A 14,671-nucleotide genomic window follows, 5' to 3' on the forward strand; every position below is an offset into this window, starting at 1 on the left:
GCTCCGGCGGTACGCCGACCGGTGCGGGTCAGCCGCGGGCCGGCCGCTCCGGTCGACGGGGCGGACGACGGCGACCTCGCCGACTACAACCGCTACCTGTCATGGTTGAACGCCAACCCGGGCGCGAGGCCCGGCGACTATCCCGGCTGACGCCGGCTTCGGAAGGACGGACGACGGTGGGCGGAGCCCTTACCCGGTACCGCGTGATCGCCTGGATCGTGGGCGTGGCGCTGGTGGTGCTGGTCCTGATCGGCATGCCGCTGAAGTACTTCTTCGACAGCCCGGCCGTGGTGGCCGTGGTCGGCACCGCGCACGGCTGGCTCTACATGATCTACCTGGCGCTCACCTTCGACCTGTCCCGGCGGGCCAACTTCCCGCTGAAGCGGATGCTGCTGGTGATGCTCGCCGGCACGGTGCCGTTCGTGTCGTTCTACGCGGAGCGCCGGGTGAGCCACTGGCTGGCCGACTCCGAGCGGCCGCGGACCCCGGAGCCGGTCGCCGGCTGACTCACCGGCGGTTCGGCCGCCACACCCCGGCCGAGGCCACCGGGTCCTCCCAGCCACCCAGGCGCGCGCCCTCCCGGGCCCGCCGCAGGGCCCGGGAGACCTGGCCGAACTGCCGCTCGTCGTCGCTGCTGAAGAGCAGCACCTCGGTGCCCTTGTGCCGCCCCCACAGCTCGTACGCCGGCGGTCGCCAGCGGTCGCCGATCAGCACCAGCAGCACCGGCAGCAGGCCCACCGCGCCGAGCGTCAGGTACGCGGCCGCGGTGAGCCGCTGCAGCCCGCCGGTGAACCCGAGCAGCACTCCGACGGCGCCGATCAGGGCGCCGCTCACCCCGACCGCCCGTAGGGCCAGCCGGTCGTGCGGGCCACGCGTGGTCCAGACCTGGGTGAGTTCGGCCACCGGCCAGCTGGCCCGGCCGACCGTGAAGCGTTCGGCGGTGACCACGATGCCGGGGCGGGCGTAGAGGAGGGTCGGTGGGGCCGCCCGGGGCGGGCGGGTGGTGGAGCCATCGGTCTGCACGGCGTCCTCCCGGGGGGTCGCGCGCCGGGCCTCTGCGCCATCGCTGACCTGTGCCGATACCGAATGGCGGGATTCCCGACTCGCGCTTCATTGTGTGTCGCACGCGCAACCGGAACCGGGGTTTCCCCTGCCGACGGCTCGGACCAGCACGGGGGAAGTCGCCGGGAAAGAGTATTCATTTCCTCTTTATCGGCATTTTGCGTTGCGGGCCATGGCGACATCCGTCCAGAACGACGAATCGGGCCAGCAACACCAACCGCCCATCCGGGATCCGGTCGGCCACCGCCCGTCGGCAATCCGGTCACGAGGCGTCACTGTCCCCAGTTTCACTTTCCGGCACTTTGCCAACATTCGCCCCTGCTTCAACTCCCGCCCCCTCTCGTCTCGGGTTAGGTTGTGCAGGTCGGTCCGGTCGACCGCCATCCAGCCCGGATGGCCCGGGCCGGTGTCGCCGCGGCGCACCACGGGCCGCGGCGGCCGTCGGAGAGGAGCTTTCCGCTCTTGTCGTCCTTACGGATGCTGCTGCGCGCGTTGGCGGTGGCCGGCCTCTCGGCCGCGCTGATCGCGCCGGCATCGGTGGCCCGGGCCACGCCCACCCCCGCCGAGCTGACCAAGCAGATCGAGAAGTCCTCGACTGAGCTGGAGCGAATCGTCGAGTCCTACAACAAGCTCAATGAGGAGATCAAGGCCAACAAGGCCACCGCGGCCACCCTGCAGACCAGGATCGGCCCGTTGCAGGCGCAGACCGAGCAGAGCCGCGCCGAGGTGGGGCTCCTGGCCGCGACCGCGTACAAGACCGGTGGGCTGCGGACCGCGCAGGCGCTGCTGGAGCCCGGCGCGTCGACCACCCTGCCGGAGCGGCTGGGCGCCCTGGACCAGTTGAGCCGGCAGCGCCAGGCGACGATCAACGGCTTCACCGAGAACCAGCGCCAGCTGATCGACCAGAAGACCCGGCTGGACGCCACCCTGGCCCGGCAGGCCGCCCAGGCCAAGCAGCTCGCCGCGGGCAAGAAGAAGATCGAGGCCGACCTGGCCCGGCTCTACCAGCTGCGCCGGCAGGCGTACGGCCGGGCCACCGAGGCACCGACGAGGTCGACGGCCAGCGCGCCGAACATCTCCGGTTCGGCGGGCGTGGCGGTCCGCTACGCGTACGGGGCGATCGGCAAGCCGTACGTCTACGGGGCCGACGGGCCGGACGGCTACGACTGCTCGGGCCTCACCCTGGCGGCCTGGCGGGCGGCCGGAAAGTCGTTGCCGCACAACGCGGCGATGCAGTGGGACGCCACCGCCCGGATCAGCCGCAGCTCGCTGCAACCCGGCGACCTGGTCTTCTATTCGGGCCTGGGGCACGTGGCGATCTACGTGGGCAGCGGTCAGATCATCGACGCGCCCAGCGCTGGCCGCAACGTCAACAAGCGGGGCATGGACATCATGTCGATCCAGGGCTACGGCCGGGTCCGCTGACCCCTCGACACGGCGAACGGCCGGCGTCCCCCTATCGGACGCCGGCCGTTCGTTGTGTCAATTACTACCAGCTCAGGCCGCCTGCAGCCCCTCGGCGCGGGCCAGCTCGCGGAGCCGGCCGAGGGCCTGGATCTCCAGCTGGCGGATCCGCTCCCGGGAGAGCGAGAACCGCGAGGCGACCTCGGTCAGCGAGTGCTCCCGGCCGTCCTCCAGCCCGTAGCGGGCCCGCATGATGCCGGCCGACCGGTCGTCGAGGTGGTTGAGCAGGCCCTCGATCCGCTGCCGCTCCAGGCCGGTGAGGACGATCTCCTCCGGCGACGGGGCGTCGCTGTCGGCGACCAGGTCACCGAGGTTGGTGTCGCCGTCGTCGCCCACCGGGGTGTCCAGCGAGACGGTGTCCTGCGACCAGCGCCGCAGCTCGTTGACCCGCTCGACCGTGACGCCGAGCGCCGCCGCGATCTGCTCCGGCTCCGGGTCGCTGCCCAGCTCACGGGTGAGCTGCCGGGCCACGTTGCGCATCCGGTTGACGTCCTCGACCAGGTGCACGGGCAGGCGCACGGTGCGCTCCTGCTGGGCGATCGCCCGGCTGATGGCCTGGCGGATCCACCAGGTCGCGTAGGTGGAGAACTTGTAGCCGCGCTCGTAGTCGAACTTCTCGACGGCCCGGACCAGGCCGGTGTTGCCCTCCTGGATCAGGTCCAGCATGGGCATGCCCGACCGCACGTAGCGGCGGGCGATCGAGACGACCAGTCGCAGGTTGGCGCGGATGAACAGGTCCTTCGCGCGCTCCCCCTCGACGACCAGCCGCTCCAGGTCCTCCCGGTCGACGCCGGCGGGGACGCGGTCCTCGCCGAGCAGGTGCTCGGCGTAGAGGCCGGCCTCGATCGCCTTGGAGAGATCGACCTCCTTGGCGGCGTCCAGCAGCGGCGTCCGGGAGATCTCGTGCAGGTAGACGCCGACCAGGTCCCGCTCCTCGGCGACCTCGTCGGTACGCATGCCGATGTTCTTGTCCACGATTGCCACGGTCCCCTCGCTCGCGCCGGTTGCCCGGTTCCTTGCCATCCCCACGTTCATCAGCCCTCCCCGTAACCTCCGCTGTGCCCGTAGGTGCTGACACCTACACAACAGATGAGACGCGTCGGGGATTCCATGTCGTGAGTCGAAACTGTCACGAATGCCTGAGTGGTAGCTGAGAGCCCGGTCCATGTTTGCTGTCAGGACCCCTGCTCGGGTGGCCCGCGTACCCCCTGCTGGGCAGGGCGTCGGAGCAGCGGAATCAGCTCCCGCCCATGGAATCGCACCATTGCCGAATCCATGAACACAGCGACCCGCGTCACCGCCTCATTGCGATCCTGGTCACTGCCTGATACGCGCCCGTGCACCGGTCGGTTCAGCCACGGGTGAGGATTACCCCACGCCTCATGGAACAATCCGCAGCGCGGAAGACGTCCCCCCGGGCAGGGTGATACGCGTCGCACCCGCGGCGGGGCGACCGGACACGGACCGGACGCGGGCGGCGGACCCCGCCGGCGGGGCGGGGACGGCGCGGGCCGGTCAGGGGGCGAGCAGGGCCAGCGCGCCGCGTACCTGGTCGGCGGAGCGGGCCAGCGCGGCCCGGGCGGCGGAGACCTCCGCGCCGGAGACCAGCGAGACCAGGGCGGTCTTGAGGTCACCGTCGGCCTCGTTCAGGGCCGCCCGGCAGACCTCCTCGGCGCAGCCGGTGGCCTCCATCAGGATCGAGATCATCCGGCCGCGGAGCTTCGCGTTGGTGGCCACCATGTCGATCATGAGGTTCGAGTAGACCCGTCCGAGGCGCACCATGACGGCCGTGGAGAAGGTGTTGAGCACCAACTTCTGCGCGGTGCCCGCCTTCATCCGGGTCGACCCGGTGACCACCTCGGGTCCGGTGTCCACCCCGATGAAGACGTCCACCGACGAGGCGGCGTCGGCCTCCGGATTGGCGCAGAGCAGCACGGTCGAGGCCCCCTGGGCCCGGGACGCGTCGAGCGCCCCCAGGACGTACGGGGTGCGTCCGCTGGCGGCCAGGCCGACCACCAGGTCGCCGGGGCGTACGCAGTCGACTGCCTCCGCGGAGCCGCCGCGCTCGTCGTCCTCGGCATCCTCCACGGCCCGCCACATCGCCTCCGGCCCGCCGGCCAGGTGGGCGCAGAACCAGTGCCGGGGCGAGTTGAAGGTCGGGGCGAGCTCGGCGGCGTCCAGCACGCCGAGCCGGCCGGAGGTGCCGGCGCCGAAGTAGTGCACCCGGTGCCCGCCGCGCAGCGCGGCCACCGCCAGGTCGACGGTCTCCGCGATCTCGTCCAGGACGGCGGCCACGGCGGCCGGCACCCGCCGGTCCGCCTCGTTGATGACGGTGAGCACGTCGCGGGTCGACATCAGGTCGAGGTCGACGCTCTGCGGGTTGCGCCGCTCGGTGGGCGCGCCCACCCGCACCACGGGCCGCACCCCGGCCACCTCGTCGGGCTCCACCCGGCCCGCCGTCATGCCCGCCTCCGGCCCGCGCCGACCCGGTGCGACTGGACCGCCTCCGCGGTCACCTCCAGCGCCTTCTTCGCCTTGGCCCGGCTGCGCGCGGCCACCCCGACGAAGAGACAGTCGACGACGGTGAGCTGGGCCAGCCGGCTGGCCATCGCGCCGGAGCGGTATGTCGTCTCCCGGGCGGCGGTGGTGAGCACGTGGTCGGCCACCTCGGTGATCGGTGACCGGGGGAAGTTGGTCAGCGCCACGGTGGTGGCGCCCCGGGCCCGGGCCTGCTCGAGCACCTCGATGACGTCAGAGGTGGTGCCGGTGTGCGAGATGCCGACCGCCACGTCGCCCCGGCCGAGCAGGGCGGCCGAGGTCAACGCGGTGTGCACGTCCGGGAAGTAGAAGGCGGTGCGGCCGATCCGGTGCAGCTTCTGTTGGAAGTCGGAGGCGACGAAGCCGCTGGCGCCGGCGCCGTAGACGTCGATCCGGCCGGCCGCCGCGATCGCCTCGACCACCCGCTCGCAGACCGCCGGATCGAGCTGCTCGGCGGTCTCCTCGACGGCCCGGGCGTCGTTGAACGCGATGGTCGCGATGATCTGCGCGAGGTCGGCCCCCGGCGGGATGTCACCGCCGACCACCCGGGCGTCCGGCGGCTCCACCCGGCGCGCGGCCTCGGCGGCCAGCCGGATCCGCAGCTGGGGGTAGCCCTCCATGCCGACCGACCGGCAGAACCGGATGACGGTCGCTTCGGAGGTCTCGGCGGCGGTGGCGAGGTCGGTGATGGTGCGCCGGGCGGCGTCCGCCGGGTCAGCGACGACCAGCCGGGCCACCCGCTGCTCGGCGGGGGACAGCGACGGGAGCAGGCCACTGATGTGGACGATCAGTCCACCAGGTTCGTGACTCGCAGAAATCTTCGGACTCTTCGCCACGGATGAAACTTACTTTCACGAGGCGTGACCGTCAACCACGACGCCGCGTATCGGGAAAAGTACCGCCTTCCGCGCGGGTCCCGCCCGGCAAGGGTCCCATTCCCGCAGCCCGGCCACCTCCTCCGGTCCGGTCGACTCGGCCGGGCCGGCCCACCCCGCGGGTCGGCCGTCGTGCACCGGACACCGGCCGGACGGTCGGGCCGGTCCGCCGGACGGCCGGCCCGCCCGCCGGACCCGCATCGACCAGGGCGAATCGCCCCCCGACCACCGAACCGCCCGCCCGGCGGCTAGCGTGTGGCCATGGCGGAGCGCACGGTGCTGGTGACCGGAGGCACGGGCGGGCTGGGCGGTGCGGTCACCGCGGCCTTCCTGAAGGCCGGCTGGCGGGTGGTCGTCCCGGAACGGGAGGGCGGCGGGACGACGGCCGGGACGCCCGGACCGGTCCGGGTGACGACCGACCTGCTGGATCCCGGCGGGGTGGCGCGGGCCGTCGAGGCGGCCACCGCCGAGCCCGCGGCGCCGCTGCGCGCGGTGGTCAACCTGGTCGGCGGGTACGCCAGTGGCGGGCTGGTGCACGAGACCCCGATCGAGGAGTTCGACCGGATGCTGCGGATCAACCTGCGCCCGACGTACCTGGTCACCCAGGCGGCGTTGCCGCACCTGGTGGCGGCCGGCGGCGCCGTGGTGTGCGTCTCGGCCCGGGCGGCGGTGGCCCCCTTCCCCGGCGCGGCCGGCTACGCCACCGCCAAGGCGGCGGTGCTCGCCTTCGCGAACGCGGTCGCGGTCGAGTACCGACAGCGCGGGGTCCGGTGCAACACGGTGCTGCCGAGCGTCATCGACACGCCGGCGAACCGGGCCGCCCAGCCGGAGGCCGACCACCGGCGGTGGGTGCCGCCGGCCGAGATCGCCGCGGTGATCCGCTTCCTGGCCTCCGACGAGTCGGCGCCGACCAGCGGCGCGAGCATCCCGGTCTACGGGCGGGCCTGAGCCGACACCGGACCGGGGTCGCCGGAGCCGGTGGTGGGGTCCCCGGGGAGCCACTCGGTCAGGTGCGCGCGGATCCGCCGGGACACGTCCTCGGGCGAGCCGTTGGCGTCGACCACCACGAAGCCGGCGTACTCGGGCAGGGTCCGGTAGGCGGTGGCGGCGGCGGTGAGCCAGTCCATGCTCTCCCGGTCGGTACCGCGCCGCTCGATCCGCCGGTACGCCTCGGCCGGGTCGACGGTGAGCAGGAAGGTGACCTGGGGCGCGGGGAAGACCCGGTAGCCGGCCCGGGCCAGCCGCTCCCAGCGCTGCCCGCCGTGCGCCCGGATGCTGGCGTACTGGCAGGCGGCGTAGCGGTCCATCACCGCGGTCCGGCCGGTGACCACACAGGTCAGCAGCGCCAGGGCGATGGCGAGCCAGCGGAGCACCGACTCGACGGCGAGCAGGCCGTCCCGGCCGACCAGGCGTTGGGCGTCCGGGCGGCCGAGCCGGTGGGCGATCCGGCCGAGCCAGCGCCGGCCGCCGGCGTTGCGGTGGTAGGTGGCGGGCCGACCGGCGGCCGTGAGCGCCTCGGCGAGCCGGTGTGCCTGGGTGGTCTTGCCCGAGCCATCGATGCCGATCAGGGCGACGGCGCGCAGTCGGGCCCTGCCGCGCCGCACCCGCAGTGACCTGGCCACCTCGTCGAGGCTAGCCGACCCGCGCTCCTCGATGGCGGTTTGTCCGCTTCTGTCCCCGTCCCGCCCGGAGCGCGGCGGCAACAGGTGTGGCCGAACCGTTCGCCGGGTACGCAACTTCAATCCCACCGCCACGCACGACGACGGGAGATCCAGATGGCCGAGCGCGGGGACGAGACCCTGGTGCACACCCTGAAGAAGGTCGCCGCCGTGCTCAAGCAGTCCGAGATCCCCTTCGCGCTCGGCGGCAGCTTCGCCGTGTACGCCCACGGCGGCCACTCCAGCGACCACGACGTGGACTTCCTGGTCCGCGAGCAGGACGTGGACCGCGCGCTGGAGGCGCTGGTGGAGGCCGGCTTCACCGCCGAGCGCCCGCCCGAGGACTGGCTGGTCAAGGTCTACGACGAGGGACGCATGGTCGACCTGATCCACCGGCCGATCGAGACCCCGGTGACCGAGGAGACCTTCGCCGACACCATCGTCCGGCCCGTCGACGCGATCCACATGCCGGTGCTCTCGGCCAGTCAGCTGATGGTGCACAAGCTCCTCAGCTTCTCCCAGCACTACTGCGACTTCGCCCGCGCCCTGCCGCTGGCCCGCTCGCTGCGGGAACAGATCGACTGGGAACGGGTACGGAAGGAGACGCAGCACTCGCCGTACGCCGAGGCGTTCCTGGTGCTGCTGGACCGGCTGGACGTGCTGCCCGGCGGCGCGTCCGGAGGAAGGGAGATCCCGTGACCGGACAGTCCGGCGACGCGCCGCCCGACGAGTACGTCGAGGCGGAGATCCAGAGCATGCTGGCCGAGGACCCGTCCGTCGCCGAACAGGGCATCACCGTGGTCCGGCGGGAGCGCGGCCTGGTGCTCTACGGCGAGGTGGAGAGCCCGCACCGGCGGGAGGAGATCCTGCGCCGGGTGGCCGAGCGCTTCCCCGACGTCCCGGTCACCAGCGACATCGGGGTGACCCGTACCCAGGCGCCGACCCAGGTCGAGGAGCTGCCGTGAGGAGGGTTCGATCGTGATCCGGATCGCCGCCGTCGGCGACGTGCACCTGGACGAGGACGTGGTCGGCCGGTTCCGGCCGGCGCTGGAGGAGCTGCCCGACTGCGCGGACGTGCTGCTGCTCGCCGGGGACCTGACCCGGCACGGCACCGAGGCCGAGGCGCGGTGCGTCGCGCAGGAGTTCGGCAACCTCGGGGTGCCGGTGATCACCGTGCTGGGCAACCACGACCACCAGTGCGACCAGGTCCCGCAGGTGGTCAAGGTGCTGGAGGACGTGGGGATCACCGTCCTGGAGGGGAACGGCATCGTGCTGGAGTTCGCCGCCGGCCGGCTCGGCGTGGCCGGCGTGAAGGGCTTCGGCGGCGGCTTCGCCGGCCGCTGCGCCAGCGACTTCGGCGAACCCGAGATGAAGGCGTTCGTGCAGACCACCAAGGAGAGCTCGGAGGCGCTGGGTACGGCGCTGCGCGGCCTCGACTGCGACCTGCTGGTCGCGCTGACCCACTACTCCCCCGTGCCGGACACCCTCGCCGGTGAACCGCTGGAGATCTACCCGTTCCTCGGCTGCTACCAGCTCGGGCAGGCGATCGACTCGGCGCCCACCGCACTGGCCCTGCACGGGCACGCCCACCATGGCAGCGAGCGCGGCACCACTCCCGGTGGTGTCCGGGTACGCAACGTCGCCCATCCGGTCATCAAGCAGGCGTACAGCATCTTTCACCTCGGCGACCACCTCGACCGATCATGAGGTTTGAGAACGGGAGCCAAGGGTATTGATGACCGCATGTTGAGCTTGCTTCTTTGGATTCTCGCAGTCGTACTGGTGGTCGCCGGCATCCTCGCGCTGTTCCGCCGGCAGATCCTGTGGGGCATCGTCCTCATCATCATCGGCCTGCTGGTCGGTCCGGGCGGCGTCAGCATCTTCACCTGATCCGCCTCATTCCCTTACCCCCTGACCCGCCGGGGTCGTCGGGTCCGACGTTCCGTCCTCCCAGACAGGAACCGCCGGATCGGGCGACCCCGGCGTTTCACGTGGGCGGCCCGTTTGTCCGGGCCTGCGTCGGGCATCCGGTGACATGACGATCTCCGGAAGCGTCCGCCGGCTGGGCCGGGCCGGGAAGGGGTGGGCGCTGCTCGGCTTCGGTGCGGCGGTGACCGCCGCGGCGGCCGTGGGCGGGCTCGCTGCCCGCGACGCCGGGCAGCGGTACGGCGACCTCGAACGCCCCGCCTGGTCACCCCCGGCCTGGCTCTTCGGCCCGGTCTGGACCGTGCTCTACGCCCTGATCGCGCTCGCCGGCTGGCTGGTCTGGCGGCGGGTCGGGTGGGGCCCGGCGCTCTGGGCCTGGAGCGTCCAGCTCGCCCTCAACGCGCTCTGGACCCCGCTCTTCTTCGCCGCCGGGCGGTACGGGCTGGCCTTCGCCGAGCTGGTGCTGATGTGGCTGGCCATCGGGGTGACCGTGGACCGGTTCCGGCGGGTCTCCGGGCCGGCCGCCGGGCTGTTGCTCCCCTACTGGGCCTGGGTCACCTTCGCCGGCGCCCTCAATTTCGCGATCTGGCGGCTGAACCGGTGAGCCGCGCGGGGCCCCTACCCGGGGACCCCGCGCGCCCGGTGGGTCAGCAGCGCGCCACGCCGGGGATGTAGCCGTCGTAGCCGGTGTAGACGTACGCGTCGGAGATGTACTTGCCGGTGCCGATCCGGTCCCAGATCGAGCTGGTGCCGTACGTGCCGGAGACCGAGCTGCCGCTGGTCTGGCAGTAGATGGTCACCGTGGCGCCGTCGGCGATCGAGCCGACCGCGTCGTAGCTGGTGCCCGGGCCGGAGCGGATGGTCAGGCTCACCCCGGAGGTGGTGTTGACGGTGCCCGAGCCGTAGTTGGTGCCGGAGCAGCCGTTGTCGCTGGTGTAGGTCTTGGTGCCCCAGTAGAGGGCGAGCGCCCCGTTGAACCGGACCTGGATGTCGTTGCCGCTCAGCCGCTGCTCGTAGTGCAGGTGCGGGCCGGTGGAGCCGCCGGTGCTGCCCACGTATCCGATCACCTTGCCGTAGCCGACGGTCTGCCCGACCGAGACGTTGAAGGCGCTCAGGTGGGCGTAGTAGGTGGTGTAGCCGTTGCCGTGGTCGATCCGGACGTACTTGCCGTAGCTCGTGCCGCCGAGGTCGGTCACCCGGTCCACGGTGCCGGGCGCGCTGGCCACCACCGGGTCACCGAGGTCGTCGGTGCGGTTGAAGTCGATGGCGTACGGCGGGCTGTGGTCGGACCGGGTCTGGCCGGACCAGGACTGGTTGCAGAGGAACGGGACCTTGAAGGTCGGCGCCGCCATGGCCGGGCTCGCCGGCACCAGGATCGCCGCGAGGACCGCGCCCACGGCCGCGAGGCTGAGCCACCGCTTACGCATCCACTGCCTCCTATGTTGAAAGTTTTCGATGTGATGCGGACAGCGTGACAGAAATTGCCATCGATGGGAAGGGGCGTTCCCGCAGGTGGAAAGAGCAGAGCGTGGGAGCGCGCCCACGGCCGGTGAGCGGGTTTCGGGATTGTTACCTGGCCGTGTCCGGTAGGGGCTGGACCCGACGACATGCAAGCGCTTACATGTGGAGACGACCATCGGACCGGCGCGGGTTCGATTTCCCCCACGCGCCGGCTAGGAAGGAGATCGGCATGGCGTTTGCCAGATCGCGCCAGGCTCTCGCGATCGCCGGCGTTCTGGGGCTGGCGCTCGGCGTCACCGCCTGCGGCACCGGCAACGACAAGAAGAGCGGCAAGGCGAGCTCCCCCGAGTGCGCCGCATACGAGAAGTACCAGGGCCACGACGGCAAGAAGGTCACGATCTACTCGTCCATCCGGGACATCGAGGCCGACCGCCTGGCGCAGTCCTGGAAGCAGTTCGAGGACTGCACCGGCATCAAGATCGACCACGAGGGCTCCGGCGAGTTCGAGGCCCAGCTGGGTGTCCGCGTCGACGGCGGCAACGCCCCCGACCTGGCCTTCATCCCCCAGCCGGGTCTGCTCAAGCGGTTCGCCGACGCGGGCAAGCTCAAGCCGGCCGGCGCCGACACCAAGGCCATGGCGGAGCAGAACTACTCCCCCGACTGGCTGAAGTACAGCACCGTCGACGGCAAGTTCTACGGCGCGCCGCTGGGCTCCAACGTGAAGTCCTTCGTCTGGTACTCGCCGAAGACCTTCAAGGAGAAGGGCTGGCAGGTCCCGCAGACCTGGGACGAGCTGATCAAGCTCAGCGACCAGATCGCGGCGAGCGGCGTGAAGCCGTGGTGCGCCGGCATCGAGTCCGGTGACGCGACCGGCTGGCCGGCCACCGACTGGATCGAGGACCTCATGCTGCGTACGCAGACGCCCGAGGTCTACGACCAGTGGACCACCCACGGCATCCCGTTCAACGACCCGAAGGTCGCCGAGGCGGTCGACAAGGCCGGCACGATCCTCAAGAACGACAAGTACGTCAACGGCGGCTTCGGCGGCGTGAAGAGCATCGCCACCACCTCCTTCCAGGAGGCCGGCACGCCGATCCTCAAGAACAAGTGCGCCCTGCACCGGCAGGCGTCCTTCTACGCCAACCAGTGGCCCCAGGGCACCAAGGTGGCCGAGGACGGCGACGTCTTCGCGTTCTACTTCCCGGCCGTCGACCCGGCCAAGGGCAAGCCGGTGCTCGGCGGCGGCGAGTTCGTCACGGCCTTCGCCGACCGTCCCGAGGTCCAGGCGGTGCAGACCTACCTGGCCTCCGGCGAGTACGCCAACAGCCGCGCCAAGATCGGCGACTGGGTGTCGGCGAACAAGAAGCTCGACCTGAACAACGTCCCGAACCCGGTGGACAAGCTCTCCGTCCAGATCCTCCAGGACCCGAAGACCGTCTTCCGCTTCGACGGCTCGGACCTGATGCCGGCCGCGGTCGGCGCGGGCACCTTCTGGAAGGGCATGGTCGACTGGATCAACGGCAAGGACACCACCACGGTCCTGAACGGCATCGAGAGCAGCTGGCCGAAGTGATCTGAGCCGGTGGTCCGGTCCGCGCCCGCGGGCCGGACCACCGCTCGATCCAACCCCTGGGAGGGTCGATGGAGTTCGACTTCGCGGAGGAACAGCCGAAGTTCCTCATGCTGATGTACGGGCTGATCGCTTTCGTCGCGGTGGTGGGCGGCCTGCTCCTGCTCCTCGACGTGGTACCGGCCTGGTTCGCCCGCCGGCGGGAGGCGCAGCTGGTCGCCGCCTCGGCCAGCGGCGCCCCGCTGCCTCGGCGGCGCAAGCCGCGCGAGGGCATCTTCGCGCTCTTCTTCCTGCTGCCCACGCTGCTGTTCCTCCTCGTCGGGCTGGTGGTGCCGGCGATCCGCACCACGCTGCTCTCGTTCATGGACAAGGACAGCGCCAACTGGGTCGGACTGCGCAACTACGGCTGGATGTTCTCCGAGCCCTCGATCGTCCGGGTGCTGATCAACACCCTGGTCTGGGTGCTCCTGGTGCCGCTGGTCGCCACCGCGTTCGGCCTGATCTACGCGGTGCTGGTGGACCGGGCCCGGCTCGAGTCGCTGGCCAAGTCGCTGATCTTCCTGCCGATGGCGATCTCGTTCGTCGGCGCCACCATCATCTGGAAGTTCGTCTACGCCTACCGCGGTGACGGTGAGGAACAGATCGGACTGCTCAACCAGATCGTGGTCAGCCTCGGCGGGGAGCCCAAGCAGTGGCTGCTCGACTCTCCGCTCAACACCCTCCTGCTGATCGTGATCATGATCTGGATCCAGGCCGGCTTCGCCATGGTGGTGCTCTCGGCCGCCATCAAGGCCATCCCGGCGGACATCGTCGAGGCGGCCCGCCTCGACGGCGTCAGCCCGTGGCAGATGTTCTGGCAGATCACCATGCCGAGCATCCGGCCGGCGCTGATCGTGGTGGTGGTGACGCTGTCGATCGCCACGCTCAAGGTCTTCGACATCGTCCGGACCGCCACCAACGGCAACTACGACACCAGCGTGATCGCGAACGAGATGTACAACCAGGCGTTCCGGTACGGCGAGCCCGGGCAGGGCTCGGCCCTGGCGGTCTTCCTCTTCGTCCTGGTCGTTCCGCTCGTGATCTTCCAGATCCGTAATCTGCGTCAGCAGCGGGAGGGCTGAGATGACCACCGCCACGCCCACCGTCGGAGCCGGCGTCCAGGCCACCACGAAGACCACCCGGGTCGGCCGGGTCCGCAAGCGCCTGAACAGCCGGACGGCCACCCTGGTGTCGATCGTCATCGCGCTGCTCTGGACGGTCCCGACCTTCGGCCTGTTCATCTCCTCGTTCCGGCCCGAGGATCAGATCAAGAGCACCGGCTGGTGGACGTTCTTCACCAATCCGCAGTTCACCCTGGAGAACTACCGGGAGGTGCTCTTCAGCAGCTCCTCGTCCTCCGGCCAGCTCGCCAGCTACTTCATCAACTCGCTGGCGATCACCATCCCCTCGGTGCTCTTCCCCACGGCCTTCGCGGCGCTGGCCGCGTACGCGCTGGCCTGGATCAACTTCAAGGGGCGGGACTGGCTCTACATCGCGATCTTCGCGCTGCAGATCGTCCCGCTGCAGATGGCCCTGGTGCCGCTGCTGAAGTTCTTCTCCACCGGCGTCACCGTCGCCGGCGTCCAGGTGCTCCCGGCCTGGGACCTGGTGGACGAGCAGAAGTTCGCCCAGGTGTGGTTCGCGCACACCTGCTTCGCCCTGCCGTTCGCCGTGTTCCTGCTGCACAACTTCATCGCGCAGCTGCCGTCGGACCTGATGGAGGCGGCCCGGGTCGACGGGGCCACCCACCCGAAGATCTTCCGCACCATCGTGCTGCCGCTGATCACGCCCGCGCTGGCCGCGTTCGGCATCTTCCAGTTCCTCTGGGTCTGGAACGACCTGCTGGTCGCGCTCATCTTCGCGGGTGGCGGCAACGAGACCGCTCCGCTGACGGTCCGGCTCGCCGAGATGGCCGGCACCCGGGGCAACGAGTGGCAGCGGCTGACCTCCGGCGCGTTCGTGTCGATCGTCGTACCGCTGATCGTGTTCCTGTCCCTTCAGCGCTTTTTCGTGCGGGGCCTGCTCGCCGGCAGCGTCAAGGGCTGACCCCTGCGCCGCCGCCGCCGGGGACCGGCGGC

General features: G+C 71.0%; 17 protein-coding genes. 11 read left to right on the forward strand and 6 right to left on the reverse strand.

Annotated elements, in window-relative coordinates:
• Window positions 1–176: 176 nt before the first annotated feature.
• Window positions 177–506, forward strand: coding sequence for a DUF3817 domain-containing protein (locus ACWEVO_RS12065; protein ID WP_452307561.1), 330 nt, complete (start codon window positions 177–179; stop codon window positions 504–506).
• A gap of 1 nt (window position 507) precedes the next feature.
• On the opposite strand, the gene ACWEVO_RS12070 is transcribed toward ACWEVO_RS12065, so the two are convergent.
• Entirely contained in the window at window positions 508–1,023 is a 516-nt protein-coding gene (locus ACWEVO_RS12070) for a DUF6232 family protein (protein WP_452307562.1), read from the reverse strand.
• Window positions 1,024–1,524: 501 nt separating this feature from the next.
• On the opposite strand from ACWEVO_RS12070, the gene ACWEVO_RS12075 reads away from it, so the two are divergent.
• On the forward strand, window positions 1,525–2,487 hold the full coding sequence (locus ACWEVO_RS12075; protein WP_452307563.1) for an NlpC/P60 family protein: 963 nt from the start codon (window positions 1,525–1,527) through the stop codon (window positions 2,485–2,487).
• Between the two features lie 72 nt (window positions 2,488–2,559).
• Here the strand turns inward: ACWEVO_RS12075 and ACWEVO_RS12080 are convergent, their stop codons facing one another.
• The 3 genes from ACWEVO_RS12080 to ACWEVO_RS12090 form a co-directional block, all read right to left on the reverse strand.
• Window positions 2,560–3,549 (reverse strand): sigma-70 family RNA polymerase sigma factor, encoded by a 990-nt coding sequence (locus ACWEVO_RS12080; RefSeq protein ID WP_208602949.1) that lies wholly within the window; start codon window positions 3,547–3,549, stop codon window positions 2,560–2,562.
• A gap of 492 nt (window positions 3,550–4,041) precedes the next feature.
• Window positions 4,042–4,989: an N-acetylmuramic acid 6-phosphate etherase gene (gene murQ / locus ACWEVO_RS12085; protein ID WP_452307564.1), complete on the reverse strand. Its 948-nt coding sequence runs from the start codon at window positions 4,987–4,989 to the stop codon at window positions 4,042–4,044.
• Window positions 4,986–5,900 (reverse strand): MurR/RpiR family transcriptional regulator, encoded by a 915-nt coding sequence (locus tag ACWEVO_RS12090; protein ID WP_452307565.1) that lies wholly within the window; start codon window positions 5,898–5,900, stop codon window positions 4,986–4,988. Before ACWEVO_RS12090 ends, murQ begins: the two co-directional genes overlap by 4 nt.
• A 300-nt stretch (window positions 5,901–6,200) precedes the next feature.
• Between ACWEVO_RS12090 and ACWEVO_RS12095 the strand changes: the two genes are divergently transcribed.
• Complete coding sequence (locus ACWEVO_RS12095) at window positions 6,201–6,887, forward strand: SDR family oxidoreductase (protein ID WP_452307566.1); 687 nt, start codon at window positions 6,201–6,203, stop codon at window positions 6,885–6,887.
• Here the strand turns inward: ACWEVO_RS12095 and ACWEVO_RS12100 are convergent.
• On the reverse strand, window positions 6,872–7,561 hold the full coding sequence (locus ACWEVO_RS12100; protein ID WP_452307567.1) for a dTMP kinase: 690 nt from the start codon (window positions 7,559–7,561) through the stop codon (window positions 6,872–6,874). The two genes, ACWEVO_RS12095 and ACWEVO_RS12100, sit on opposite strands and share 16 nt — an antisense overlap.
• Window positions 7,562–7,708: 147 nt before the next feature.
• Here ACWEVO_RS12100 and ACWEVO_RS12105 point away from each other — a divergent pair, with 147 nt between their 5' ends.
• The 5 genes from ACWEVO_RS12105 (at window position 7,709) to ACWEVO_RS12125 (ending at window position 10,127) form a co-directional block, all read left to right on the forward strand.
• Window positions 7,709–8,296, forward strand: coding sequence for a nucleotidyltransferase (locus ACWEVO_RS12105; protein ID WP_452307573.1), 588 nt, complete (start codon window positions 7,709–7,711; stop codon window positions 8,294–8,296).
• A 56-nt stretch (window positions 8,297–8,352) separates the two neighbouring features.
• Entirely contained in the window at window positions 8,353–8,562 is a 210-nt protein-coding gene (locus ACWEVO_RS12110) for a hypothetical protein (protein WP_452307574.1), read from the forward strand.
• 10 nt (window positions 8,563–8,572) lie between these two features.
• Window positions 8,573–9,304 carry a metallophosphoesterase family protein gene (locus ACWEVO_RS12115; RefSeq protein WP_452307575.1) on the forward strand — a complete coding sequence of 244 codons (732 nt, stop codon included), beginning with the start codon at window positions 8,573–8,575 and terminating at the stop codon, window positions 9,302–9,304.
• 39 nt (window positions 9,305–9,343) lie between these two features.
• Window positions 9,344–9,487: a GPGG-motif small membrane protein gene (locus ACWEVO_RS12120; protein ID WP_233601029.1), complete on the forward strand. Its 144-nt coding sequence runs from the start codon at window positions 9,344–9,346 to the stop codon at window positions 9,485–9,487.
• 145 nt (window positions 9,488–9,632) lie between these two features.
• Entirely contained in the window at window positions 9,633–10,127 is a 495-nt protein-coding gene (locus ACWEVO_RS12125; RefSeq protein WP_452307568.1) for a TspO/MBR family protein, read from the forward strand.
• 43 nt (window positions 10,128–10,170) lie between these two features.
• On the opposite strand, the gene ACWEVO_RS12130 is transcribed toward ACWEVO_RS12125, so the two are convergent.
• A complete protein-coding gene (locus ACWEVO_RS12130; protein ID WP_452307569.1) occupies window positions 10,171–10,950 on the reverse strand; it encodes a peptidoglycan DD-metalloendopeptidase family protein in 780 nt (259 codons plus the stop codon).
• A gap of 263 nt (window positions 10,951–11,213) precedes the next feature.
• Between ACWEVO_RS12130 and ACWEVO_RS12135 the strand changes: the two genes are divergently transcribed.
• The 3 genes from ACWEVO_RS12135 (at window position 11,214) to ACWEVO_RS12145 (ending at window position 14,639) form a co-directional block, all read left to right on the forward strand.
• Complete coding sequence (locus ACWEVO_RS12135; RefSeq protein WP_452307570.1) at window positions 11,214–12,557, forward strand: ABC transporter substrate-binding protein; 1,344 nt, start codon at window positions 11,214–11,216, stop codon at window positions 12,555–12,557.
• Between the two features lie 68 nt (window positions 12,558–12,625).
• Window positions 12,626–13,675 (forward strand): carbohydrate ABC transporter permease, encoded by a 1,050-nt coding sequence (locus tag ACWEVO_RS12140; RefSeq protein WP_452307571.1) that lies wholly within the window; start codon window positions 12,626–12,628, stop codon window positions 13,673–13,675.
• Window position 13,676: 1 nt separating this feature from the next.
• A complete protein-coding gene (locus tag ACWEVO_RS12145) occupies window positions 13,677–14,639 on the forward strand; it encodes a carbohydrate ABC transporter permease (protein ID WP_452307572.1) in 963 nt (320 codons plus the stop codon).
• Window positions 14,640–14,671: the final 32 nt, after the last annotated feature.

It is taken from the genome of Micromonospora sp. NPDC003776 (assembly GCF_053605645.1).

Coding starts and splice junctions, on each gene's coding strand:
- ACWEVO_RS12080 (WP_208602949.1), bottom strand. CDS start 3,549: ATGGCAAGGAACCGGGCAACCGGCGCGAGCGAGGGGACCGTGGCAATC.
- murQ (WP_452307564.1), bottom strand. CDS start 4,989: ATGACGGCGGGCCGGGTGGAGCCCGACGAGGTGGCCGGGGTGCGGCCC.
- ACWEVO_RS12095 (WP_452307566.1), top strand. CDS start 6,201: ATGGCGGAGCGCACGGTGCTGGTGACCGGAGGCACGGGCGGGCTGGGC.
- ACWEVO_RS12110 (WP_452307574.1), top strand. CDS start 8,353: ATGCTGGCCGAGGACCCGTCCGTCGCCGAACAGGGCATCACCGTGGTC.
- ACWEVO_RS12125 (WP_452307568.1), top strand. CDS start 9,633: ATGACGATCTCCGGAAGCGTCCGCCGGCTGGGCCGGGCCGGGAAGGGG.
- ACWEVO_RS12130 (WP_452307569.1), bottom strand. CDS start 10,950: ATGCGTAAGCGGTGGCTCAGCCTCGCGGCCGTGGGCGCGGTCCTCGCG.
- ACWEVO_RS12135 (WP_452307570.1), top strand. CDS start 11,214: ATGGCGTTTGCCAGATCGCGCCAGGCTCTCGCGATCGCCGGCGTTCTG.
- ACWEVO_RS12140 (WP_452307571.1), top strand. CDS start 12,626: ATGGAGTTCGACTTCGCGGAGGAACAGCCGAAGTTCCTCATGCTGATG.
- ACWEVO_RS12145 (WP_452307572.1), top strand. CDS start 13,677: ATGACCACCGCCACGCCCACCGTCGGAGCCGGCGTCCAGGCCACCACG.